General features: G+C 35.6%; 23 protein-coding genes and 1 pseudogene. 10 read left to right on the top strand and 14 right to left on the bottom strand.

The features are described from left to right. Positions 1 to 190 (top strand): annotated as a pseudogene (locus tag A6M55_RS17520) (hypothetical protein); the annotation flags it as partial. A gap of 88 nt (positions 191 to 278) precedes the next feature. Here the strand turns inward: A6M55_RS17520 and A6M55_RS01815 are convergent. Continuing rightward, complete coding sequence (locus tag A6M55_RS01815; protein ID WP_015029598.1) at positions 279 to 758, bottom strand: thioredoxin family protein; 480 nt, start codon at positions 756 to 758, stop codon at positions 279 to 281. 342 nt (positions 759 to 1,100) lie between these two features. Between A6M55_RS01815 and A6M55_RS01810 the strand changes: the two genes are divergently transcribed. Then, a complete protein-coding gene (locus tag A6M55_RS01810; RefSeq protein WP_064196264.1) occupies positions 1,101 to 1,889 on the top strand; it encodes a Rossmann-like and DUF2520 domain-containing protein in 789 nt (262 codons plus the stop codon). Positions 1,890 to 1,959: 70 nt separating this feature from the next. Here the strand turns inward: A6M55_RS01810 and fbaA are convergent, their stop codons facing one another. From fbaA to A6M55_RS01780, 6 genes are all read right to left on the bottom strand, one after another. After that, a complete protein-coding gene (fbaA, locus tag A6M55_RS01805; protein ID WP_015029596.1) occupies positions 1,960 to 3,042 on the bottom strand; it encodes a class II fructose-bisphosphate aldolase in 1,083 nt (360 codons plus the stop codon). Positions 3,043 to 3,161: 119 nt separating this feature from the next. Next, on the bottom strand, positions 3,162 to 4,124 hold the full coding sequence (locus A6M55_RS01800; protein ID WP_015029595.1) for a hypothetical protein: 963 nt from the start codon (positions 4,122 to 4,124) through the stop codon (positions 3,162 to 3,164). Between the two features lie 12 nt (positions 4,125 to 4,136). Continuing rightward, positions 4,137 to 5,054, bottom strand: a complete 918-nt coding sequence (locus A6M55_RS01795; RefSeq protein ID WP_064196263.1) for a polysaccharide deacetylase family protein — start codon at positions 5,052 to 5,054, stop codon at positions 4,137 to 4,139. Between the two features lie 61 nt (positions 5,055 to 5,115). Further along, complete coding sequence (locus tag A6M55_RS01790; RefSeq protein ID WP_064196262.1) at positions 5,116 to 5,790, bottom strand: GDSL-type esterase/lipase family protein; 675 nt, start codon at positions 5,788 to 5,790, stop codon at positions 5,116 to 5,118. Positions 5,791 to 5,944: 154 nt separating this feature from the next. Further along, positions 5,945 to 6,361, bottom strand: coding sequence for a DUF3244 domain-containing protein (locus A6M55_RS01785; RefSeq protein WP_015029592.1), 417 nt, complete (start codon positions 6,359 to 6,361; stop codon positions 5,945 to 5,947). Positions 6,362 to 6,481: 120 nt separating this feature from the next. Then, entirely contained in the window at positions 6,482 to 6,898 is a 417-nt protein-coding gene (locus A6M55_RS01780; RefSeq protein WP_015029591.1) for a T9SS type A sorting domain-containing protein, read from the bottom strand. A 505-nt stretch (positions 6,899 to 7,403) separates the two neighbouring features. Between A6M55_RS01780 and A6M55_RS01775 the strand changes: the two genes are divergently transcribed. Further along, positions 7,404 to 8,186: a DUF1080 domain-containing protein gene (locus A6M55_RS01775; protein WP_041694100.1), complete on the top strand. Its 783-nt coding sequence runs from the start codon at positions 7,404 to 7,406 to the stop codon at positions 8,184 to 8,186. Positions 8,187 to 8,377: 191 nt separating this feature from the next. On the opposite strand, the gene A6M55_RS01770 is transcribed toward A6M55_RS01775, so the two are convergent. Beyond that, complete coding sequence (locus tag A6M55_RS01770) at positions 8,378 to 10,492, bottom strand: M56 family metallopeptidase (protein WP_064196261.1); 2,115 nt, start codon at positions 10,490 to 10,492, stop codon at positions 8,378 to 8,380. A 37-nt stretch (positions 10,493 to 10,529) separates the two neighbouring features. Beyond that, entirely contained in the window at positions 10,530 to 10,922 is a 393-nt protein-coding gene (locus A6M55_RS01765) for a BlaI/MecI/CopY family transcriptional regulator (protein WP_015029587.1), read from the bottom strand. 200 nt (positions 10,923 to 11,122) lie between these two features. Between A6M55_RS01765 and A6M55_RS01760 the strand changes: the two genes are divergently transcribed. The 6 genes from A6M55_RS01760 to A6M55_RS01735 all read left to right on the top strand — a co-directional run bounded on the left by A6M55_RS01760 (position 11,123) and on the right by A6M55_RS01735 (position 17,295). Continuing rightward, a complete protein-coding gene (locus A6M55_RS01760) occupies positions 11,123 to 12,391 on the top strand; it encodes a DUF5690 family protein (RefSeq protein ID WP_064196260.1) in 1,269 nt (422 codons plus the stop codon). Positions 12,392 to 12,435: 44 nt separating this feature from the next. Beyond that, a complete protein-coding gene (locus A6M55_RS01755) occupies positions 12,436 to 13,293 on the top strand; it encodes a DUF4261 domain-containing protein (protein WP_064196259.1) in 858 nt (285 codons plus the stop codon). Between the two features lie 222 nt (positions 13,294 to 13,515). Then, positions 13,516 to 14,247, top strand: a complete 732-nt coding sequence (locus A6M55_RS01750) for a sulfite exporter TauE/SafE family protein (protein ID WP_064196258.1) — start codon at positions 13,516 to 13,518, stop codon at positions 14,245 to 14,247. Positions 14,248 to 14,257: 10 nt separating this feature from the next. After that, positions 14,258 to 14,794, top strand: coding sequence for an NADPH-dependent FMN reductase (locus A6M55_RS01745; RefSeq protein ID WP_064196257.1), 537 nt, complete (start codon positions 14,258 to 14,260; stop codon positions 14,792 to 14,794). 153 nt (positions 14,795 to 14,947) lie between these two features. Next, positions 14,948 to 16,480: a S9 family peptidase gene (locus A6M55_RS01740; protein ID WP_064196256.1), complete on the top strand. Its 1,533-nt coding sequence runs from the start codon at positions 14,948 to 14,950 to the stop codon at positions 16,478 to 16,480. A 23-nt stretch (positions 16,481 to 16,503) separates the two neighbouring features. Then, positions 16,504 to 17,295, top strand: a complete 792-nt coding sequence (locus A6M55_RS01735) for a polysaccharide deacetylase family protein (RefSeq protein WP_064196255.1) — start codon at positions 16,504 to 16,506, stop codon at positions 17,293 to 17,295. A gap of 150 nt (positions 17,296 to 17,445) precedes the next feature. Here the strand turns inward: A6M55_RS01735 and A6M55_RS01730 are convergent, their stop codons facing one another. Next, a complete protein-coding gene (locus A6M55_RS01730) occupies positions 17,446 to 18,078 on the bottom strand; it encodes a nitroreductase family protein (RefSeq protein WP_015029581.1) in 633 nt (210 codons plus the stop codon). Between the two features lie 268 nt (positions 18,079 to 18,346). Here A6M55_RS01730 and A6M55_RS01725 point away from each other — a divergent pair, with 268 nt between their 5' ends. Then, a complete protein-coding gene (locus tag A6M55_RS01725; protein WP_064196254.1) occupies positions 18,347 to 19,069 on the top strand; it encodes a DUF1080 domain-containing protein in 723 nt (240 codons plus the stop codon). Positions 19,070 to 19,100: 31 nt separating this feature from the next. Here the strand turns inward: A6M55_RS01725 and A6M55_RS01720 are convergent, their stop codons facing one another. The 4 genes from A6M55_RS01720 to A6M55_RS01705 all read right to left on the bottom strand — a co-directional run bounded on the left by A6M55_RS01720 (position 19,101) and on the right by A6M55_RS01705 (position 23,285). Beyond that, positions 19,101 to 20,093 (bottom strand): amidohydrolase family protein, encoded by a 993-nt coding sequence (locus tag A6M55_RS01720; protein ID WP_064196253.1) that lies wholly within the window; start codon positions 20,091 to 20,093, stop codon positions 19,101 to 19,103. Positions 20,094 to 20,212: 119 nt separating this feature from the next. Continuing rightward, a complete protein-coding gene (locus A6M55_RS01715) occupies positions 20,213 to 20,605 on the bottom strand; it encodes a DUF1398 domain-containing protein (protein WP_015029578.1) in 393 nt (130 codons plus the stop codon). A gap of 72 nt (positions 20,606 to 20,677) precedes the next feature. Continuing rightward, on the bottom strand, positions 20,678 to 21,442 hold the full coding sequence (locus A6M55_RS01710; protein ID WP_064196252.1) for a response regulator transcription factor: 765 nt from the start codon (positions 21,440 to 21,442) through the stop codon (positions 20,678 to 20,680). Between the two features lie 103 nt (positions 21,443 to 21,545). After that, on the bottom strand, positions 21,546 to 23,285 hold the full coding sequence (locus A6M55_RS01705; protein ID WP_064196251.1) for a family 43 glycosylhydrolase: 1,740 nt from the start codon (positions 23,283 to 23,285) through the stop codon (positions 21,546 to 21,548). Positions 23,286 to 23,420 lie beyond the last annotated feature (135 nt).

The following is a 23,420-nucleotide window of genomic DNA, read 5'->3' as shown; positions in this document are numbered from 1 at the left end:
TAAAACTGACTCAATCGCTTTATATATTGCCAAACGAACGGAGTTAATTCTTAAAAAATTACCAAAACTACACGAAGATTATTATGTAGAATTTGAAAAAAGCATGAATCTCTTGCTTGAAAGAGTGCATACTAAGTGCCCAGCTTATTATGCTCGTCAAATGCAATTACCTAAATTCTGGTCATATTAAAAAAAGCTACCATTTAGGTAGCTTTTAATCTAGAAGCCTAAATCAACTTCCAATATATAAAGGTTCAACTCAGTGCATCATTAAAGTTTTATAGCGAAGCGGTTGTATTTATTTTAGGTGCAATAAAATGCTTCCCTTTTTGTGATTTTGCTCTTTCTAATTCATTCTTAAGATAATCGGCAGGAAAAAATCCACGATAACGCCCCACATATTTCGTTTTAGCATCTAACAAAACTAATGTCGGATAAACATCTACCGAAAAACGGTCAGCAATAGCCATTCCATCAAACGAATCAATATCTACCTTATATACCATGTAGTTTGTATTTAAAAATGACACTAAACTAGGATTCGAAAAAGTTTCATTTTCGAGTTTCTTGCACGGGCCACACCAACTTGCCCAAAAATCAAGTAAAATTGGCTTTTTAAGTTTTTTAGCCTCTCTCAAAAAATCATCATAACTACCCTGATAAAAATCAATTTGATTTTGGGGTACATTTTCTAATGAAGTGTAAGAAGCAAGTGTTACAAGTGTAACTCCCAACAGCAGTGTTAGTTGAAGTCTCATAGCAAAGTTTTTAATTTATAAATAGATGATATACATCACCTTTTTTCTCACAAAAGGCGATATTTCTTGTTAATCAAATATTAAGCCATTTTTTATCTAAGCTAATTTTTACGTTTTGATTGAAGCCTCAACTATTCTTTTTCTTAGTTTATTAACTAGAGTATAAGCAATATAAGCGGTCAAATCATATATTTAACCGCTTTTTAGAGCATTTTGTACTGATGAATACTACTACATGAAATTGTTAGTTGACTATATTTTATGAAAGAAAGTTGATGTTTTTTTTTCAACCTTTCAACAATTTAGCCTAATTTAGTTGTCAACGAATATCTAATTTTTCAAATGAAAATCTCTATCATTGGAGCTGGCAATGTGGCTTGGCACTTAGCAATTACGCTCGAAGACCACCATCATACAATCTGTGAAGTTTTTAGCAGAACCGAAGATAAAGCAGAGAAACTTTGCTCATTACTTTATCGTGCAGAGGCTACTACTGACTTGAATTTTGCCGAGAGCGAAGCAGAATTCTTTATTTTGGCAGTTGCCGATGATGCTTGGGAAGATGTTTGTTCTAAACTTATCCTACCAGAGGATGCTATTTTGGCCCATACTTCAGGCACAAAATCGTTGGAAGATTTACAAAAACTAATGCAAATTCATCATGATTTGCCCGTAAAATGTGCAGTTTTTTATCCGCTCATGACTTTCACGGCTGGAAAAGAACTCAATTTTAAATCAGTTCCACTTTGTTTAGAATCTGATGATGAAGACGTAGAACAAATTTTACTCGAAATCGCTCAAGAAATTAGTCAGCATGTTTATTTTATTGATTCGGCCGAACGAAGAGTCCTACATGTAGCAGCTGTCTTTGCTTGTAATTTTACGAATCATTTACTGGCTTTATCGAAAACAATCACCGATAGTGAAAATATTGATTTTGACTTATTGAAACCTCTGATATCAGAAACATTCAAAAAAGCACTCAATGCCAATGACCCTGTTGAAGTACAAACTGGGCCAGCCGTTAGGCGTGATAAATCAATCATTAATCGCCACCTTGATTACCTGCGAGATGATGCTAGATTATTAGAGATTTACGAAGTGTTGACGGAGAGTATTCAGAATACTTAATAAGCATTAAAACGCAAAAAACCTGTAAAGTTTTGACTTCACAGGTTTTTCTTTAAATATGATTTTAGAATTAAATCAAGCCTTCATTACGGTTGATACAATCTAAATCTTCGAAAGCTACTTTCAAACGAGCAATCATATTTTCTTCCCCTTTACGTAACCAAACGCGTGGGTCATAGTATTTTTTGTTTGGAGAATCATCTCCTTCTGGATTCCCTAATTGTCCTTGAAGATAAGCTTCTTTATCTTTGTAGTATTTCAAGATACCTTCCCAAGTTGACCATTGTACGTCTGTATCAATATTCATTTTTACAGCACCGTATCTGATTGCCTCTCTGATTTCTTCACGTGTACTACCTGAACCTCCGTGGAATACGAAGTTTACTGGTAATTCACCCGTTCCGAATTTCTCTTGGATATAGTCTTGAGAATTTTTCAAGATAATTGGTGATAATTTTACGTTACCCGGCTTATATACACCGTGAACATTACCAAAAGCAGCTGCGATTGTGAAGTTTGGAGAAATCTTCATCAATTCTTCATAAGCAAAAGCTACTTCTGCTGGTTGTGTATAAAGCTTTGAGCTATCTACATCTGAATTATCTACACCATCTTCTTCACCACCTGTCACACCTAATTCGATTTCAAGCGTCATACCCATTTTAGCCATTCTTTCAAGGTACTTCGCACAAATTTCGATGTTTTCTTCCAATGGCTCTTCAGATAAATCAATCATGTGTGAGCTAAACAATGGCTTTCCGTGTTGAGCAAAGAATTTTTCACCTGCATCTAATAAACCATCAATCCATGGTAATAATTTTTTTGCACAGTGGTCAGTATGAAGAACTACTGGAATACCATACATTTCGGCTAATTGATGCACGTGCATCGCACCTGAAATAGCACCAGCAATTGCTGCTTCTTGATTTTTGTTTGGTAGGCTTTTACCTGCATAAAACGAAGCTCCACCATTTGAGAATTGAATAATAACTGGCGAGTTAACAGCTTTGGCTGCTTCCATTACTCCATTTACAGAGTTTGTTCCAACAACATTTACCGCAGGAAGTGCGTAATCATTTTCGTTGGCGTGACGTAACAAAGCATTCAATGCTTCACCTGTAACTACGCCTGGTTTAATCAAAGATTGACTCATGAGTACCGTTTTTGAATTTTAAAAAGAAATAATGTTATTATAATGATAGATGAAGCCTAATTGATAAAATCTGATGCAAATTAAAGATATTTCGATAAAATATTGCTGTTTTTTTTCTATTATTCTTTTTCTGCCCTACTTTTTACAATTTGTAAAATATTATTTTGAATATCTTTCATTATCCACCTTGCCCACCAACTAGCATAAAAATTGAAAGTTGTTGTTAATTTAAAATGACTATATAGATGTAATCGATAGGTGGTATTATTTAATTTTTCTAATTCATAAGTACCATTTAACACATCAAAATATTCTCCACCAATCACAACGTGTTCATCCATTGTTGCTGATGGTATCTCGTGAGGGTAAGCTTTGATTGAGAATACCATTTTTTTCTTGTCAATATACTCAGAAACTGCTTCGTGAAAAACAAGCCCGTTGGTAAATATTGCTTCTCTGTAAGCTCCAACTCCCTCAAAATTTAATTCTGCCTTTACTGGTCTTGGGAATCCGAGGGTCTGAGTCAATAAACCTTTATCTTGGTCTGCTCTAATTTCTTTCACTCTTGTTACGTTTTTCCAAATCTTACTATCTGGTGCTTGAATATCAATGTAAGTATATGCTTTGTAAGTACCCGGTATTTTACCAATCATATTTTCAACTGGTGCAATGAAGAAAGGCAATAATACAAACAATGAAACATAGAGAGTATTATTCTTTTCTTTTAGCTTATAGTAGCCCCCTATAAGTCCACCAACCGAAGCAACTACCATAAACAAAGGCAATACCATTAGCCAACAAGCCCAGCCCTCAAGAGCAAAAAAGAGAGTGATAACAAAAAATAAAAAAATCGGAATCCAAGGTACCATAATTCTATAAGCCAAATTTTCTACATTCTCTACACTAGAAAGATAGATAGTTAAGGCACCAACAATAAGTGGTAAGCAAAATAAAAAACTCACCGACATTACATCAAATAGCTCTTTCCAAGTGGAAACGCCAAATAATAAACGCAGTAAAATCGCATAAATCGTAGGTAAAAAGACGATTTTTAGAATGGTAATTACTTTCTGCTTGCTCATAAAAAATAGGTTCTATTTCCCATTATACAATGTCTGTATATCAGCTGGTATTTCGGGGTCTTTCAAAATATTTTTCTTTTTGTCTGTCATTCGCCAACGATGCAACCATGAAAAACCATTGGCTGTGATAACTCTTTCGGGGCGAGTATAAACCTCATCTTGTAAGGCGTCTTTTAAAGTAATAAACTCATACCCTCGCTTATGCATAACTTCAGCCAGTTCATCGAAATAATCTGAATTAAGTGCGTTGACATGACACAGAAAAATATGCTTAATTGGCCGTCCGAGTACTTCTTGCGTTAATTTTTCGTAATATTCAAAATAAGCTTCGGTATGTTTAAGATACTTTTGAGCCACATCTTGCATTAATGTTTTATTATTAGCCTTCTGTGCATCCACATAAACTTTATTAAAATACCAATCATCAGCATCAATGGTCACTGGTGCGTTTTGGTATTTATTAGCTTGAAGAAATTGCTGAAATCCGTATTTCTTTAGACTATCAGAACCTGTATGTAAAAATGGAAAACGAAAATAACGCTCTTTTTGACCATATTTCTTACAAAGTTTCTCTGTCACCACTTCACCTTTCAAGGTTTGGGCTTTAAAGTCTTCTAAAGAAAGTTCACTAAACGATTTATGCGAAAAAGTATGATTCCCTAATTCTTGTCCATTTTTCATCCAAGAATCGAGTAAAGCAATACGCTCTTCAACTTCTGCCCAATTTTTATAAAGTTGTTCTTCGTTTACAAACCCAACCGATTGAATTTTATGTTTTTTGAGCTTACTCAAAAGTGTATTAGTAGATTCTTGTGCTTGTTTGAGAGAACGCTCATTGACAAAAGGTAAATCATCAATCGTGATAGCGATTTGTTTTTGTGCATTAGTCGAAAAACTAATGATAAGTAAGAAGATTGGAAGAAATCTCATTTTGTTGGAATTTTAACTATTTCAATGAAGTCTTCGCTTCGAGCGAAGACTTCATTGAAACTTACTTCACAACTGCCTTCATCATCAAATCTGCTACGAATTGATTCCCTGCATCATTCAAATGCACCCGGTCAGTGGTAAGTACGCCCGATTCTTTATTAGAAGTATTATTCTTTAAGTTATAAGCAATAAACTCTTTACGTAAATCAATCAACGGACAATCGAATTTTGAAGCAATGCCACGAATGATATTCGAGTAATAATTCAAATCACCATCTTGTTGATTGCTATTATCGGTTCTTTCGCCAATGGCAGCTGGTGTACAACAAATAACTTTAATTCCTTGTGATTGTAACTTTTTGATGATGGCTACATAGAAGTTACCAAACTTATCGGCATCAGTACCAGTTCCGTGGCTTGACTTATGCCATACATCATTCACCCCGATATAAATCACCACTAAATCTGGTTTTTGAGAAAGTACATCATCTTCCATTCGAAGGAATAAATCATATACTTTGTTTCCGCCAATACCAGCTCCAATTAATTGATATTTATCTTTGATTCCCTGTTTTTCAAGCATTTCTTTCATTTTTGTAATATATCCGCCCGGATTTACACCTGCTTGTGTGATAGAGTCGCCAAAGAAAATTACTTTTGTAGGTTTGTCTTGTTTGAGTGAGAACATGGCCATAGATACCAAGGCAATTAGAAAGGTTTTGATTGAGGTTTTCATTAGAATTAATAGTTGAATATGATTAGGCGAAAGTAAAAAGATATTAGCAGAAAACAAAAAAACAGCGTTGCGGAAAACACCACAACGCTGTCTAAATCCCCTAAACTAAATACTAACTAATTTTTATTTCATTCATTAATCTAATGTACTTCCCTTACTTCACTTCTACCGAGCGATACTCTGAAGGAATTGGTGCGTGGGTTTCTACATTTACTTGTTTTGTTACGGTTTCTTTACCGTTTGAAATCTCGATACGGTACTTACCATCTTTAAGACCCGATAAATCTAATTTTTTAGAAAACTTATTGATGTTTTTACCAACAACTTCGCTGTAAACAACCTCATTTTGTTCGTTTTTCACAGAAATATCCAATGCTTTACTATCTTGCTTATCAACCAAAACATTCACTTTCATTGAGTTGATAATTCGATACATTCCTACATTAAAAGAACGTTTAGTTGCGGTTTTACTTTCATCATTTTTTTCGATTGGACTGTTAGCCAAAACTGATGAAAAAGAGAAGATACCTGCTACAAGAGCTACTGCGAAATTTTTAAATTGCGTTTTCATAATTTTGTAATTGATTTAAAATGTTTTTGAATTTTATAGCTTTTTCGATTATAAGATGAGTTGTGTGGCTGCCGCGTTTCAAGTTTTAAGACCATCGGTCAAAATACTTGATAAGTGGTTTTAGTAGCTTAAAGTACCTTTACCTTTTAATACTTCTTTTGTAACAATATGATTACCATTTATTACTTCTACGTAGTATGTACCTACTGGCGTTTCTGAGAAATCAAATCGGAAACTATAAGCCGTTTCATTTTTACTAATTCTCTCTTCAACCAAAACATTTCCTTTTTCATCCATTAACTTTACAGTTGCTGTCTTACCAGCGTCTTTTGTAAGTGTAAGATTCAGTTTCAAAGAGTTCACATGACCTGCTTCATACAAACCTACTTTAAGGTTACTCATTTTATAATTTGCAATTGAGTTGGTTGTGGAAGCTGCTGCTTCATTTTTTTCTGTTTTCTTTTCTTCTGCATTTGCATTGAAGATTACTGAAGTTGCTAATAAAGCGATTGCGAAAGTTGATTGTAACGTTTTCATAATTTTGTTTTTTAAAATGTTTTATAAAGTTTTAGCTTTTTCTTTTGTTAAGTGTCATTGTTTTTCTTTGACGATTCAAAGTTATGTGCAAAACTCGGTACTATGTAATACAAACTACTCAAATGGTTATTTTAAAAGGACGAATGGCGATTATGCTTGATGGAGTTTTTGACGCTTGTCACAAAATTTTATTCTGTTTAATTATTAATTTTTTAATACAAACACATAATATTCAGAATATTATTTCGTTCAAACCCTATTTTCCTTGTTTCGCCCCAATTAATCAATGAAAAAGTTGTGCCAATAAATCATGCCTATTTAGTCGACCAACATAACTAATTATCTATCAGTTACTTACAAAAATAAGTTCATTTTAATAAATTACTTATTGGTCGAAAAATTGTCCGATTTCGTACAATCAAACTTCATTTTCGTACAGTATTCGCTGATGATTCACAAAACTTTATTACATTTGAGCGTTAAACAATCAACCTTTAATACTGAGATGAAAAAAATCCAAATCGTGGCTTCTGCATTTGCAGCTGTTATGTTATTCAGTGCAAAATCCTACGCACAGTACTCTTCTACCCCACCTGCGGTTTCGCCAATGCCAATGAAACCAGAAATGACTGAGATTTGGGAACCTGAGGTTGGAGTGGTTACACCCGGAAAAACCAACGCCGATGCTCCATCAGATGCTATTATTCTTTTTGATGGTAAAGATTTGTCTCAATGGGTAAGTGCTAAGGATGGGTCTGCTCCAAAATGGAAGGTAATTGATGGTAGATTTGAAGTAGAACCAGGTACAGGCGATATCAAAACAAAATTAAAATTTGGCGATTGTCAATTACACATTGAGTTTTCGGCACCAGATGAAGTAAAAGGTGTAAGCCAAGGACGTGGCAATAGTGGTGTTTTCTTTCAAGACCGCTACGAACTACAAATTTTAGATTCTTATCAAAACCGCACATATCGTAACGGACAAGCTGGTAGTATTTATAAAGATACAGCCCCACTCGTAAACGCTATGCGTGGCCCACTTGAATGGAATACTTATGATGTAATTTACACAGCTCCACGTTTTAAACCAGATGGCCGTTTAGATTACCCTGCACGCATTACTGTATTACATAATGGAGTATTGGTTCAGAATAATACAACAATTTTGGGTCTTACAAATTATATTGGTTTACACATGTATCCAGAAGCTCATGGAGAAGATGTAATTCACCTACAAGACCATGGCAATAAAACTCAATTCAGAAATATCTGGATTAGAAGATTGTAATTGTTTGATAAATAATATTTCTATTGAAACAGCTTCTTCCAAAAAAGAAGCTGTTTCTGTTTTTCTAATTAATTAAAGGTTAATCTTTCAATCTCACCTTTAAAGTTACTTTGCTAAATCACCCCGATTAAAACCTTTAACTAATTACTGCTCATTTACTAAACTTACAGTATTTGCTTTGAAAATATATTTTAATCAACTATACCTTTCACTGATTTCGGAGCTTTGGGGGGCATAGGTTTACTAATTGCTGCCCGAGCATGTGGAGTTGAGGGCGTATGTAAACTTCGTGGCTCTGGAGGAGCTGGAATACCTGAAGCCCTTGGCGTTGAAATACGTGCAGGTGGCGGCGGAGGAGCAGGGTAAGTACCTCCATGATGATAATAATTGCGGCCACCGTGGGTGCTAAAATTTACTTCATCGCCATTTACGTTGATTCTAAAATCTTTTTCTTTTAACCCCTTATAACGACTACCCCAAGTTTTATTAATCCAATCCCATACTTTATCATAAACCACCGCTGATTGAGGCTCAAGGTCTATTAATAATTTATCTCCTTTTAAGCGTAGTTCGAAATCTTTCTTATTTTTGATTAGACCATCTTTATAAAGCATTTCGGATAGAACTTCTAAATCTTTCTTGAAACGTGCCTCTTCTTCTTTTGCTAATTTCTCAAGAATTCTTCCCTTCTCTCCCATTATCTTTCCTAGGGAGTCCATCGGTTTAGCATAGCGTTCCATCAATCTACCCAAACTATCCATTGGAGAACCTAAACGATGCATTCGTTGCTCAAAAGGACGCATTTCTGCTTCTACGCTGTGCATTTGTTGCTCAACTTCTTGCATTTGTTTTTCCAGTACTCGCTCTTGCTTTTCTAATGCTTTGAGCTTTTGCTCTGCTTCAACTGGCATTCTATCAGAATCCATATATTTATTATGGATTTTCTGCATCGCTAAACTCACTTCTTGTATTTGAATAGACAAATCTTGGATTTTACGTTGTGGCACTTGGAATTTACGTTGCACTTGTTGCATAGCTTCGCTTTCTTTTTCCATCTGGCGAGCATATTTTTCATCCATCTGCTTACTCAACACTTCCATTTCGCGACTATACTTTTCCATTTCTTTACTCAATACCTCCATTTCAGCCTCAACTTCCTCAAGTTTAGAGCTATCGGTAGGTATGATTACCCTACCTTCTAACTGAATTTCTTCGCTCTTTTCGACTAATTTATTGATAGATACATTAGCCTTCTTAGCTTTTTCAATCTTCTTTTCTTTTTTAATTTCCTTTTGAGCATAAGTCACTCCAAGAGCTACTACCAAAATCATGACAAATACCGCAGCCCAATTGCCATAACTCATCGGTTTTGCATCGTTGATACCAATAATGCGTTTAATTCTATCCATGAAAGTCTGGCGTTTTGCCCCAAAAGCCATAGCCAAATGAGGTTGATGCTGATAACTTGCTACCTGCGTAAGAGCTTTGGCTAAGACTAAGCTATCACCACAGATTTCCACGGCAAAATCATCACAACAATTCTCCCTTTCATCACGTACTTTTCCCGAAATAAACCACGTAGCTGGATGATAGAAGAAGAGAATTTCTATCACATTTTGGAAAATATTAACCAAATAATCATAGCGTTTAATATGGGCTAATTCATGTGCTAAAATGGCCTCTAACTGCTTAATTCCTAATCCAGTAGCCATTCCAATTGGTAAAAGTACTACAGGTCTCAACCAACCAATAGTCATAGGCACAGAAGCTCTGGCAGATTCCAGTAACTTGATTGTACTTGGCATTTGTGTCTTTTCAAGCAAAGTATCCATTAATGCTTGGATAGTAGCATTTACAGGTTTCACTTGCTGAATTTTCATGCCTTGCACATGAGTAAAACCAACTACTAAACGCAATAATAATAGGCTTGTTCCTATGAACCACATCATCACGAAAATATCTAAATTTTGGTGCAAGAAAAGCTCAACTTGTTGAATAAAGCTTAATTTTTGAGGTGTAAATACAAGCCCTGTATTTTTGAGGAAGAAAAGGCTTAATTGTCCTTGATTTGCTAATTCAACTGGAACATTAGGTTCATAAATGGTAAAAAAAGTAATTATCGCCGCTAAGAATTGTACACATAATGCTCCAATACCAAGTCTATAACGAGTAGTAGATGGTTTGAAAAAATAGTAAAGAATACCAAATACCAGCAAAATGGCAAATCCCTGCCAAATTGAGTGAATAAGCGTCCAGCCCAAAGCCGAACTTGTGTTGTAATCAATAATTTCTGTTAGCTTTTTCATAATTTTTGTTTTTCATAATTTGTATTTTGTAATAGACTTAGTTACCCAAATTTTGTTCTTTTTGGGCGATGAGTTTCTTAATCTCGTCGAGCTCGTCAAGGCTTACTTCTTGGTGGCCAAGTGCTTGCATAACCAATTTCATGGCAGAACCTCTGAAAGTAGCGTCAACAAATTTATCGAGTAAAAGTTGTTGAGTTTCTTCTTCGCCGATAGCTGCTTCGTAGAGATGATAACGCCCTTCTTCGGTTCGGTTTACTATGTGCTTATCGTGCATAATTTGCATCAATTTGAGCGTTGTCGTATAACCTACTTCTCTAGTTTTAGAGAGTTCATCATTTACTTGCCTAACCGTGCCTTTGCCCAATTGCCACAAAATCTGCAAAATCTCCAACTCAGATTCGGTGGGTTTTATTAGTGCTGAATTTTCCATCTTTTATTATTTACGAATAATTTCGTAGCAAATATAATACGAAAACATTCGTACTTCCAAATCTTATTACGAAATAATTCGTAGAAAGGCGTTAAAAAATGTTAAAATGCTAAAAATTATAATTTACTTAAAGAATAGAAGGCTGATTTTCAAGTAAAAAACTATCTTTGACTATTCATCTTCAACCCTTAAGCTAAATTATGCCCCCTAAACTGAATGCAATAATAGCTCGAAGTCCCTTTAACTTAACTCTTTTTGCTTCGATAACTGCTTTTTTTACCTATTTATGCTTCTATCCTTTTAGGCGAGCCTACACCGCCGCAACTTACGATGAACTCATTTTTTGGGGAATAAATTTTAAAATTCTAATTATCACAGCACAAGTTTTAGGATTTGCCGTATCAAAGGGTTTGGGGATAAAATATGTTTCGGAAATGTTGCCCGAACATCGCTCTCGAAATTTACTCATCATGATAGCCCTATCATGGGTTTGTTATTTATTTTTTGCTCTTACACCTGCTCCATTCAATTTGGTATTTATCTTTTTGGCAAGCCTACCACTGGGGATGGTCTATGGAACAATTTTAGGGTTTTTAGAAGGCCGCCGAAATACCGATTTATTGGTAGCTGTACTTACGGCATCATTTATCATGGGCTCAGGTTTTGCAAAAAGTATTGGAAAATGGGTAATGACTACACTCCAAGTAAGTCAGTTTTGGATGCCCTTTGTTGCTTGTGCCATTATGATTATACCTTTTGGCATTTGTACGTGGCTTATGGGACAAATTCCCCCTCCAACTGAAGCTGATAAACAAAATCGAACTGAACGCAAACCCATGCAAAAAGCCGACCGTAAGGCATTTATAGCAGAGTTTGCTTTGAGTTTGGGTATCTTTGTTATTTCCTATGTATTGCTCACTACCTTTCGTGAATTCAGAGATAACTTTACTCCAGAAATTTGGAAACTACTGGGATATGGCAATAATTCAGCTATTTTTACACAAACAGAGACACCAATTGCAATTACAGTATTGCTCATGATGGCCGCCATGCGTTGGGTACATAATAACTACAAAGCTTTCATTATTATTCAGATTTTAATGTTGGCAGGTGGTCTATTAATAGGTATTAGTACGTTTCTTTTTGAGCAACATTTCCTTTCTCCAGTTGCTTGGCTCACTACGCTCGGTTTAGGAGTTTATATGGCCTATGCCATGTGTAATAGTTTATATTTCGAGCGAATGATTGCTGCTTTCAAAAAGTCGGGAACTGTGGGCTTCTTGATTACTTTTGCCGATTATTATGCTTATTTAGGAAGTATTTTAGTATTATTTTATAAGAATTTCTTTCAAAAAAGTATCAATTACCTCGATTTTTTTATTATTCTTTCTTATGGTATTTCTATCATTTATGTAATACTCGTAGGGCTTTCAATGTGGAATTTAAGTGTTAAGAAAAGAAGTGAATAGTAAAATCACAAAGAATCAATTATTGAAACAAAAACACAAATATTATGGGATTATTTGATTTGTTTAAAAAGAAAAATACAACATCAGAACCACAATCACAACCAACATTCTCGCCAAATGAGCCACAGATGCAATTCGTAAGCTTATTTTACGAAAACCAACCAAGCGTTAGTAAAGAAGATATTTTGGCGGAATTGAATAAAAGGTTTTCTACGGTCAAATCATCAGAAAATGAGAAAAGCTTATCGTTCTATTTTCCAGAATACACAGTTAATTTTGAGGAAGGTGAAGTTCCTGCACAAGGAAATATCATGATATCAGAGGGAGCTATTAATTTTGAGCGATTTACCAGTACACTACGTCAGGCATGGGATTGGGAAGAAGCAGAAGAAAGTCTGAAAAAATCTACTGTTGAAATCAACCTTTTTGATTTTATGTCGAGAGGCCTAAACTATCAAAAAAGACTTGAATATTTTCAAAAATTTGTTTTATCGGTGGTAAATGCCACTCAACCAACAGCCATTTATTTTAGAAATAGTGATAAACTAATCAATCCAGGGGCATTCCTTGATTTGTGCGAAGGTGAACAAGGAGCATTTTTATATGGTTCAATGAATGTTCGAATGTATAATGTTTCAGATGGTGATGGCGGTTTCTTAATGGATACCGTTGGTTTACATGCCTTCGGTCTACCTGATTTTGAATGTAGATTCAAGAATTATCAACCCAACGATATTGCTCAAGTTTTACACAATATAGCATATTACACATTCGATGCTGGTGACATATTTAGAAGTAACTCAACCGTGCAAGGAATTGGAGAAAATCCAGTATGGAAAACTAATCGAAAAGAGGCGAAGGTAAAGCCCGAAAGAATGTTGATTGAGTTAATACCAAACTAAACATAGCAACTAATTAAAAAATGGAGTTTTCAAAGATTTTTAGAAAAACTCGTTTTATTAATAATTTGCTTTCTCAGCTCTTTTTTCCAAACCTCTTTTTTACTACACCTTCTAGTTTTATTTTCTATTCACTTAAACGATAAAAGATGAGAATATTTTCTAAAACAAATCATTAGTTTAGGCTAAAAAACAATAAATTATCATTTTAACTACAATCAAAACATGACAGAAAAATATTACTTGTTTGTTATACTCGCTCTCATTTCCGAAATCATCGGAACTGTGTCAGGTTTTGGATCTTCAATTTTGTTTGTGCCTATTGCTTCTCTATTTTTTGATTTCAAAACTGTTTTAGGCATCACCGCAGTATTTCATGTTTTCAGCAATCTTTCAAAAATTGCCATATTCAGAAAAGGAATCAACAAAGATATTGCTTTAAAATTAGGCATCCCAGCGGTTATTTTCGTAATTATTGGTGCTTGGCTCACTACCTTTATACCAACCAAACCATTAGAATTATTCATGAATATTGCATTGGTAATTTTATCTTTGTATCTCATGTATAACTTCAATAAAACCATCCAACAAACTGATACTAATCTTTATATTGGGGGTGTGGCTTCTGGGCTTTTAGCCGGTCTTTTGGGCACTGGCGGAGCAATTAGAGGAATTACCTTGGCGGCTTTTCAATTACCCAAAGACATCTTTATAGCTACTTCTGCATTGATTGATTTAGGTGTAGATAGTAGCCGAGCATTTGTATATGTAAGCAATGGTTATTTCAAGAAAGAATTTTTATTATTGATACCCTTTTTGATTGGTATCAGTATTTTGGGAAGTTATTTAGGTAAAGTCATTTTAAAATACACCTCCGAAACCGCCTTTCGTTATATCGTATTAGCCATTATTATTCTTACGTCTGTTTTTCAAACAATTAAATATTTTACGACCTAATTCCCGCACAATGACGCAAAAGAAAAGTGTTTTTGTAATTGTAGGAAGTGCTATTGCCAATTCTTCTAATCATCAATTAGTAAAATATTTACAAGAAATCAGTAAAGATGCTTTCCATTTCTTGCCTCTAATTGATTTAAAAACACTTCCACACTTTGACCCCATACTCTCGTCGGCTGAAAATCCACCCATTGAAATACAAAATTTTCGGCAATATATTCAGCAAGCAGATGCCGTGATTATCTGTACGCCGGAGTATATTTTTAGTATTCCGAGTGGCTTAAAAAATGCACTTGAATGGTCTGTTTCTACTACTATTTTCTCTGAGAAACCAACTGTATTAATGACAGCCTCAGCAGATGGACAAAAAGGGCACGCTGAATTGATACTCATTATGCAAACCCTCTCTGCAAAATTCGATTTAAGTACCACTTTACTAATTTCAGGAATCAAAGGAAAATTTAATAATGAAGGAGAAATCATTGATTCTACTCTCAAACAGAATTTAGCTGAGCTAATGAACAACCTAGCCGAAATTGTCGCTTAATAAATATTATATTTCCAGTTGTTTCAACCCAACTAAATCAAATTATCCATTTTACATTCTACATTATTCATTAAAAAAATATTTGTCAATTTGACATGTATTGATTTTTATCTACTAATTTTATCATCTATCTATTCTCTATTCAATTATAAAATGAAACTTAACGCTACAATTTTACTATGTCTTTCTTTGGGCATTTCGGGTCTAACTTCGGCCCAAACCTCCAAAATTGATAGTAGCAAATTTCCTAAACCTGTTGTATTTACTGACCAACAAGATCACGACCACATGATGCAACTTTTAGGAATAAAGTCGCTTAGACCAGGCCCAAGTGGCAATGAATCAGCACCAAATCATGCTAATTATGATGAATCCTTGGCCAATCCTTGTCCACAGCTACCCGATGTACTGACGCTGAAAAATGGAAGCAAAGTTAGCACTCCTGAAATATGGTGGAATAAACGCCGCCCAGAACTCATTGAAGATATTGAGCGAGAAGTATATGGGCGTTTACCCAAACAAATTCCCAACATAAAATGGACTGTAAAAATTACTGACAAAGAGTTTGTAGGGCGAATTCCCGTCATTGCCAAACAAGTAATCGGACACGTAGATAACAGTGACTATCCACTCATCAACGTAGATATAAATATGATGGTTGTTATACCGAGCAATGTGAAAGGTCCAGTTCCAGTTTTAATGATGTTTGGCCGTCCATCGTTTCCTTCACCAGCACAGCCTTCGCCCGAACATATGGAAAAAATCAATCATGCTTTCAAAGAAATGATGATTAAACAAGACCCTTCTCTGAAAGCCATATTTGACCAATATCCTGCTTATCAACCCATTACTCGCTTGCCTGGGCCAAACTTTTTTGCTCCTCCAAGCGACCTCCCAACCGAACAATTATTGGCGGCTGGTTGGGGTTATGCCACCATTGACCCCGCAAGTATTCAGGCTGATAATGGAGCAGGTATTACCCGTGGAATTATTGGTTTAGTGAATAAAGGTCAACCACGCAAACCCGACGACTGGGGAGCCCTACGTGCTTGGGCTTGGGGGGCGGCTCGGGGGCTTGATTATTTAGAAACTGAACCCTTAGTTGATGCTAAACGTGTGGGAATTGAGGGTGTTTCGCGATACGGAAAAGCTGCATTGGTGACATTGGCTTTTGAACCAAGATTTGCCATAGGTTTAATTGGTTCGTCGGGTAAAGGTGGAACAACACTTCATAGAAGAGTTTTTGGTGAGGCCGTCGAGAGTCTAACTGGAGGAGAATATTATTGGATGGCTGGCAATTACATGAAATACGGAGCTTCAGAAGCAAGTTTTGGTTCGAAAACTGGTTGTGATTTACCTGTAGATTCGCATCAATTAATTGCTCTATGTGCCCCACGCCCAACCTTTATTAGTTATGGAATACCCGAAAAAGGTGATGCCAAATGGCTTGACCAAAAGGGTAGTTATATGGCAACCATTGCCGCTGGTAGTGTTTTTAAATTACTTGGGGCAAAGGATTTGGGCGTAAGCAATGATTACACGAAAGAAAAAATGCCTCCTGTAAACACCGATATGCTTGATGGAGAATTAGCTTGGCGTCAGCATGATGGAGGGCATACTGATGCTCCTAATTTTAAATATTTTATTCCGTGGGCAAATCGTGTATTAGCCTATAAAAAACAATAAAATCACTACTTTTTATAATTTCAATGAAAAAAATATACTTATTCCTCATACTTTCATGCTTCATTTTTTCGGTCAAAGCTCAATCAAATACTACTTGGAAAGGAAAGAAATGTGCCGTAGTAATCACCTACGACGATGCCATACATCAACATTTAGACAATGCTGTTCCAGTGCTCGATTCTTTGGGACTAAAAGCTTCTTTTTACCTAACGGCTTTTTCGGATGCTTGTAAAACTCGACTCAATGAATGGCGAGCTTTAGCTAAACGTGGGCACGAGTTGGGTAATCATACACTTTATCATCCTTGTTTAGGAAATTTACCAGGCCGAAATTGGGTTAAAGGCGAACAAGACATGAGCCAGTATACTTACCAACGAATGCTCAATGAAGTAAGGATGACAAATGTGTTTTTGGAGGCTTTAGATGGACAAAAAAAGCGTACTTTTGCTTTTACTTGTGGAGATATGAAAATCGGCGATAAGAATTTCATGGATGACATGAAAGCTGATTTTGTAGCGGCCCGTGCGGTTAGAGATGAAATGCACACCATTGATAAAATCAATCTTTATGATGTAGATTGCTTCGTTGTCAATAACCATACTGCCGAGCAAATGATTGAGTGGGCAGAAAAAGCCAAGACCAACAATGCTTTATTAGTTGTTTTGTTTCACGGTGTTGGTGGTGGAAATGGTTTAGATGTAAAAATTGAAGAGCACCGTAAATTTTTAAAGTACCTCAAAGAAAATCAAAAGGATATAATGATTGAAACCATGCTTGATACTGCCGAATACATCAAGGCATTCAGAGCTAAGTAAATCGAAGTAAAAAAATATTATTTTAAAATAAAGTAGATTTTCTTAGAAATCTTAAATCCTATTAGCAATGACTCATTTATAAGTGTGTTGTAAAAAATAAAAACGACCTTAGTTCGGTCGTTTTTATCAACTATCTATTTGACTTCGAAATTAGTAAATGAAAGTAAATAGCGATTCGTTTGGAATACGTACTTTTTTCAGATTTACTAACCAGTCATTGGCTTCATCACGATAGCCTAAAGGTAGTAAAACTGTGCTTCTCAAACCTTTTTCTTTCAAATTCAATAGTTCATCTAAAGCAACAGGATTGAAACCTTCCATTGGAGTTGCATCTACTTTCTCCTCTGCCGCTGCCAAAAGTGCAGCTGTCATAGCAATATACGATTGACGGGCAGTGTGTTCAAAATTTACTTGTGGGTCACGTGGTAAATACATACCTAAAAGATTACTTTTATACGCATCTGTCGTACTCAAAGGTAATCCTCTCTCAGAATTCATAAAGTCAAATCTTTGATTTACACGTTCTTCTGTGTAATTATCCCAAGCAGCAAAAACCAATAAATGCGAACAATCAACAATTTGGCTCTGACCAAATGCAATTGGCTGAATTTGTGACAATAATTCTTTATTGCTAATCACAAATATTTCAAAAGGTTGTAAGCCCGAAGAGGTTGGGGCAAGACTTGCTGCCTTTAAAATAATATCTAGTTTTTCTTGAGATACTTTCTCGCCATTCATTTTCTTAGTGGCGTATCTCCATTGCATGTTATCAATTAAGCTCATTTTTTAATCTTCTTTAGTCTTTTATGTCTATACATACAATGTACAAACCCACAAAGTTCGTTGATGTTCATAGAATCTAAATATTCTTTTTTCTGTATTATTTTTTAATAGAATATGTCAATTTTTCAAAAAATCCACCCTACTCTTCTATATTCAATAGATGAAAACTTTTGGTTTAAAAGCAAAGAGAGCTACCAATAAGAGGCAATTATATATTTTTTATCTATTTTTGAATAATTAAGTTCAACCTTTTACAAAGACAAATTCTATGAAAAAAATCCTCTTTTTAACTATTTCTTTGGGTATAGTAATGGCCTGCCAAGAAAAGCAAACCGCTGATAATCAATTGAGTGATAAAGAAAAATCAGAAAATTGGCAGTTACTTTTTGATGGTCAAACTACTAATGGATGGCATTTATATAATAAAGGAAAAATTGCTTCAACTTGGATGGTAAAAAACGGTGAACTTTATTGTAATACTGATTCTGTTGGAGTAGAGCACGGCGATTTAATTTCGGATAAATCTTATCAAAATTACGAGCTAAAATTCGATTGGAAAATTTCTAAAGCAGGAAATAGCGGTGTATTTATCAATGTTATTGAGCAAGATACAGTACCAACAGCATGGGCTTCAGGACCAGAATATCAACTCCTTGAGCACGAAAACATTGGAGCTGATTATTTAAAAGATTCAACTAAATGGGCAGCTTGCTTGTATGGTTTTATGCCCCAAATCAATAAAATACAGCCCAAACCTGTTGGTCAATGGAATGAATCGAGAATTATACAGAAAAATGGAGCAATCGAATTTTATTTGAATGGCCAACTAACTGCTAAACAAGATTTTAACTCTGAATCATGGAAAAATAAAGTAGACAATAGTGGATTTAAGTACTTCCCTTTATTCGGAAAGAGTACTTCGGGGCATATTGCTTTACAAGAATGGTCGAAAGGTGTGGCATTTCGAAATATAAAAATCAAGGAATTATAAATGAAACAGGGGCTTTTTGCCCCTGTTTCATTTATTTGAACTTTGATTCATCTAAATTAAAGAACCTAACTGCATTATTAAAGAAAATATCACGTTTTTGGTCTTCTGAAAGATAATTGGCACTTTCAATAACCCCGATAGACGTTTCGAGTAATTTTGGCCAAACCATCAAATCGGTTCCGTACATGATTCTTTTCCCAAAACCAGCTTGAATCAATCGTTTCATGTAGGCATGTACTTCTTCTAATGGATAACTCCAAATAAAACCAGCGAGGTCAACATATACATAAGCATTGGCTCCCATTAGAGCTATCATTTCGTCAATCATTGGATAACCTGCATGCATCACCCAAATTTTTAATTTCGGATGGCGTGCCAGCATATCTTCTAACAAAAACGGACGACCCAATGATGCTCGGTATTTTGGGGAAGTAATATTAGCCATGCCATTTCCGCCAGTACCCATGTGAATTCCGACAGGGACACCTAGTTTTTCTGCTACTCCGAAGTATTCATCGAGAGTCATATCGCTCGGCGACATTCCTTGATACTGCGGGGCAACCTCGCCCATTACTTTATAAAAACCTCCTGAAAGAGAATCTTCAAATGCTTTTACAGTCATTTCCTTACCACTACTCACACCCAAAGAAGGTATAATTCGATTAGGAGCTGCTTTATGCCATTTATGCAAAATTTCGGCATCACCACTCGCTACCATTATTACATTGAGGCGTTCGGCTGTACCCAACAAAGCATCTTGCATTTCTTTATCTGATTTAGCGGCTTTTAGTGGGTCGGGGCAATCGCCATTCAAAAAAGATGGTGTAGGTTGTTTGGGGTCACCTCCTGGCATATTTTTCAAAAACCAAGGACAAAGGTCATTTGCAAAATTGGGATTGGCTTTCATTGCGTGTACGTGTACATCAATGATTGGGGGACGTTTTTTGGTTCCTTGTGCGAAAGCTGAACCATAAAGCATCAATAAGATTAAAAAATAGGATTGAAAGTTAGATGTTTTTTTCATTCACGTATAATTTTAGAAAAAGTTACTTAGCAAAATACAAAAAAATCTAACACTATTAACTAAAATATAGAAAATAGCTTCAACAAAGCCTCGTTTGATAAAATTACAGCTTCTGTTTTTTATTTAGATGGAATCTGTTCGATTAAAATCTCATGATTGGCTTTATCGAAATAAGTACAAGTCATTTTTTCAAAGCAAACTGCCCATTTTTCTATGCCTGACTTGGCACAATCATTACAGAATGTCTGGTAATTTGTTTGCCCTTGCTGATGAGCTAAAAGGTCGGCCTTAAATTGTTCTGCATTGCAAACATCTGCAAGCAATAATGGTTCATATTTAGCAGGAGCGGTAATTTGAAAATTGTTTTCTCCGAAATAAACAATGCGTCCGTCAGCAACGAAGGCTTCATAATAAGTTACGCCAAAAGCCTTGATTTCTTGAATATAAGCTGGAAAATCTGCCCCAGATTTTACTTTTGCATGAGCTGTTTTGATTTGTTCTAATGTAAACATTGTCTTGAAATTTTGTTTGATGTGACAAAGTTCTAACAATGTTTGGGGAGGTGATTGTAAAAAATCGTTTTTCTACGTTTGAGTTTTAAAATATTCGGGAGTATCTCCCGTAAACTTTTTGAAGTCTTTAATAAAATGTGCTTGGTCGAAATAGTTATACTCGTAGCAAATTTCGGTTAATGACTTTGTTTGGTCTATTTTACTCAGGATATTATTAAAACGTACAATTGTAGCAAATTTTTTAGGCGTAGTACCAACTAATTTCCGAAACCTTTTCTCAAATGGACTCTGACTAATGCATAATTTATCATTCAGTTCACGGATTCTAATATTACCATTCGATTCATAAATCATTCTAACGGCAGCCACAATTAATTTATCATTTTCAATTTCTTTGAGTTGTGAAAGTAAAAAATGCTCAACGAGATTGATTCTTTGTTGGTCGCTGTTAGCAGACGCCAGTTTTTCTTCAGTTTCTTGAATTTTGTATTTATCGAATAAATTTTCTAGCGAAACACTCTGGTTGAATAATTCATTGACAGGTAAAGAAGAAAAATAGGCCAAACCTACTTCGGTAAAATAGACCAGAACAGTACCAACTCCTGCCGAGTTTTTGAATATTTTGTAAGAATCAGTAAGCCCTGTTATACCTGCAGTTGCCAGAGTATGTTCTGAATTATTGATAATATTTATCAAATGACCCCGATACTGGAATCCGATTACGAGGCTTGTAGAGGGAAAAACTTTATACATACTTTCATTCGCATTCTCTGAAACCACCAATTGCTTAATATAGGGTTTCAGACGCTCAGAAGGTATGTATATATCAAATTTCATTGGGCGAATAGTTCAATACAGACGAAGTGTGACACCCCTTTTTCCGTAATTTAGTTAAAAAATCCTCAAATGAGGTGTGTCATACTTGTTCTGCGTAACTCATTTACTTCACTTCTAAAACCTTACTTCTTTCAGAAACACCGTTTTCGTTAATAGCCTCAATAGTGTAGTAATAAGTACTCAATTTATCCATTCCTCTAAACCAATATTCGTTGGCGTTATGCACCATGATACAATTATAGAGTTTATCGGGAGCGGTTCCGTAATAAATATTATAAGCATAAGCTTTGTTCTCTGGTCGCCAACGTATCCACGCACTGCGTTTATCTTTTTCGGTTCTTAGTACCATAAAATCTTTAACAGCATCAGGTTTTGTTCCATTGCCATTGCCAAAAACTCTTAGGCCACTGATAGCAAATTTACCCGTTGGCATTGATACGTTTTCGAGTTTGATATAGCGAGTTTGAATCGGCTGTGAAAGTTCAACATATTCATGTGGAATATCAGTTTGGTTATTTGATTTATCGACCAAAATCGTCCATTTTTTGCCATCTACACTCGACAAAAGTTTGTATTGATGCTTGATATTGACTTGTTTTCCTAGAAAAGAAGAATCTGCATCTTGGTCAGCATAGTTTATCTGAATTGCATTGACGGTTGACAACTTCCCCAAATCGGTTTTTATCCATTCTCCTGCTTTACCTGTTTCAGCCGACCAATATGTTTTCATGCTTTCGTCAACAGCATTGTTAGGTAAATACCCACCCAAGGTAGAAGAAACCTCAACGGGTTTATTGTAATTGAGCAACATCCAACCAGTAAAGGTCTTTTTAATATCTAAACCCGAAGAAGGAATATAATGCGGGTAATCGCCAAAGGCAGTATTGCACCACATCACATCATCTTTATCGAAACCCGCTGGCCAAATTCCTATGCGGCGTTCGAAATTATTTTTAGTTGAAAGCTGAATCGTAGAAACATGCCACCAGTTTTTCTGATTATCTTGAAACGATGCTCCATGCCCTGCCCCACGAGCAAAGCCTCCGAGTTTCATACTCAAAGGGTCAGGTTGTGCTTCCCAAGGACCAAGCGGTGTTTTTCCAACCAAAACGCCATCGGCATAGCCACTCATTTCTGTTCCAGGAGCTCCGTATTGTAAATAATACTTACCATTATGTTTGTTTACGGTTGCTCCTTCAATAAAACCATCCAAAAATGTATCGTCCATGTACTCGCCAAAACGCTGCCAACCATATCTCCAAGATTCAAGCATATACATTTCTCTACGAAAACCCTTTGGTTTCATGGTCTTACGGTCTAATTCGATACCATAAAGTGGATAACGATTGCTGCTTCCGTTGTACATATAAAACTTGTCATCGTCATCGGTAAAAAAGGCAGGGTCCCAGCCCCCAATTTCAAAGTCATCAACTAAGGCAGTCCACTCATTGGCTTTTGGGTTCGTACTCATCCAAATCGTAAATTCGCTGGTGTAGGTCGAGCCAAAAACTACCATTGTATCACCGATAATACCCACGGCTGGGGCACAAAGTTCATCATAAACTTTGTTTTTGGGGCGAAGGAATTTTTTTGAGTGAAAAGTCCAATTCAACATGTCTGGACTATGCCAATAACCCCACTGGTTTGTGCTGAACATATAATAATCGCCTTTAAAATTGACGATTACAGGGTCGGCAGTGGCACGGTGACGCCCCCACTCACTAAAATTTGGAATGGGTGTGTAACCATAATCTACATTGATTGGGTTACAATAAGTTTTTTGTTGAGCTTGAGCCGAAGCTAATGCAAGGATTATTAAGGCAAAAAGAAAATATTTTTTCATCGAAGGTCAAATAGAATTTTGGGGCAATTTATCAAAATCTATTTAGAAACGCTTGATTTCTTGCTGCTATTTAAGCACATCATTGGGGCTTATTTAATATTTTGGAGAAATTAATAGAGCAAAATAATGCCAAAA

This window comes from Emticicia sp. MM (genome assembly GCF_001649495.1).
This window is presented reverse-complemented; position numbering and strand designations above follow the sequence as displayed.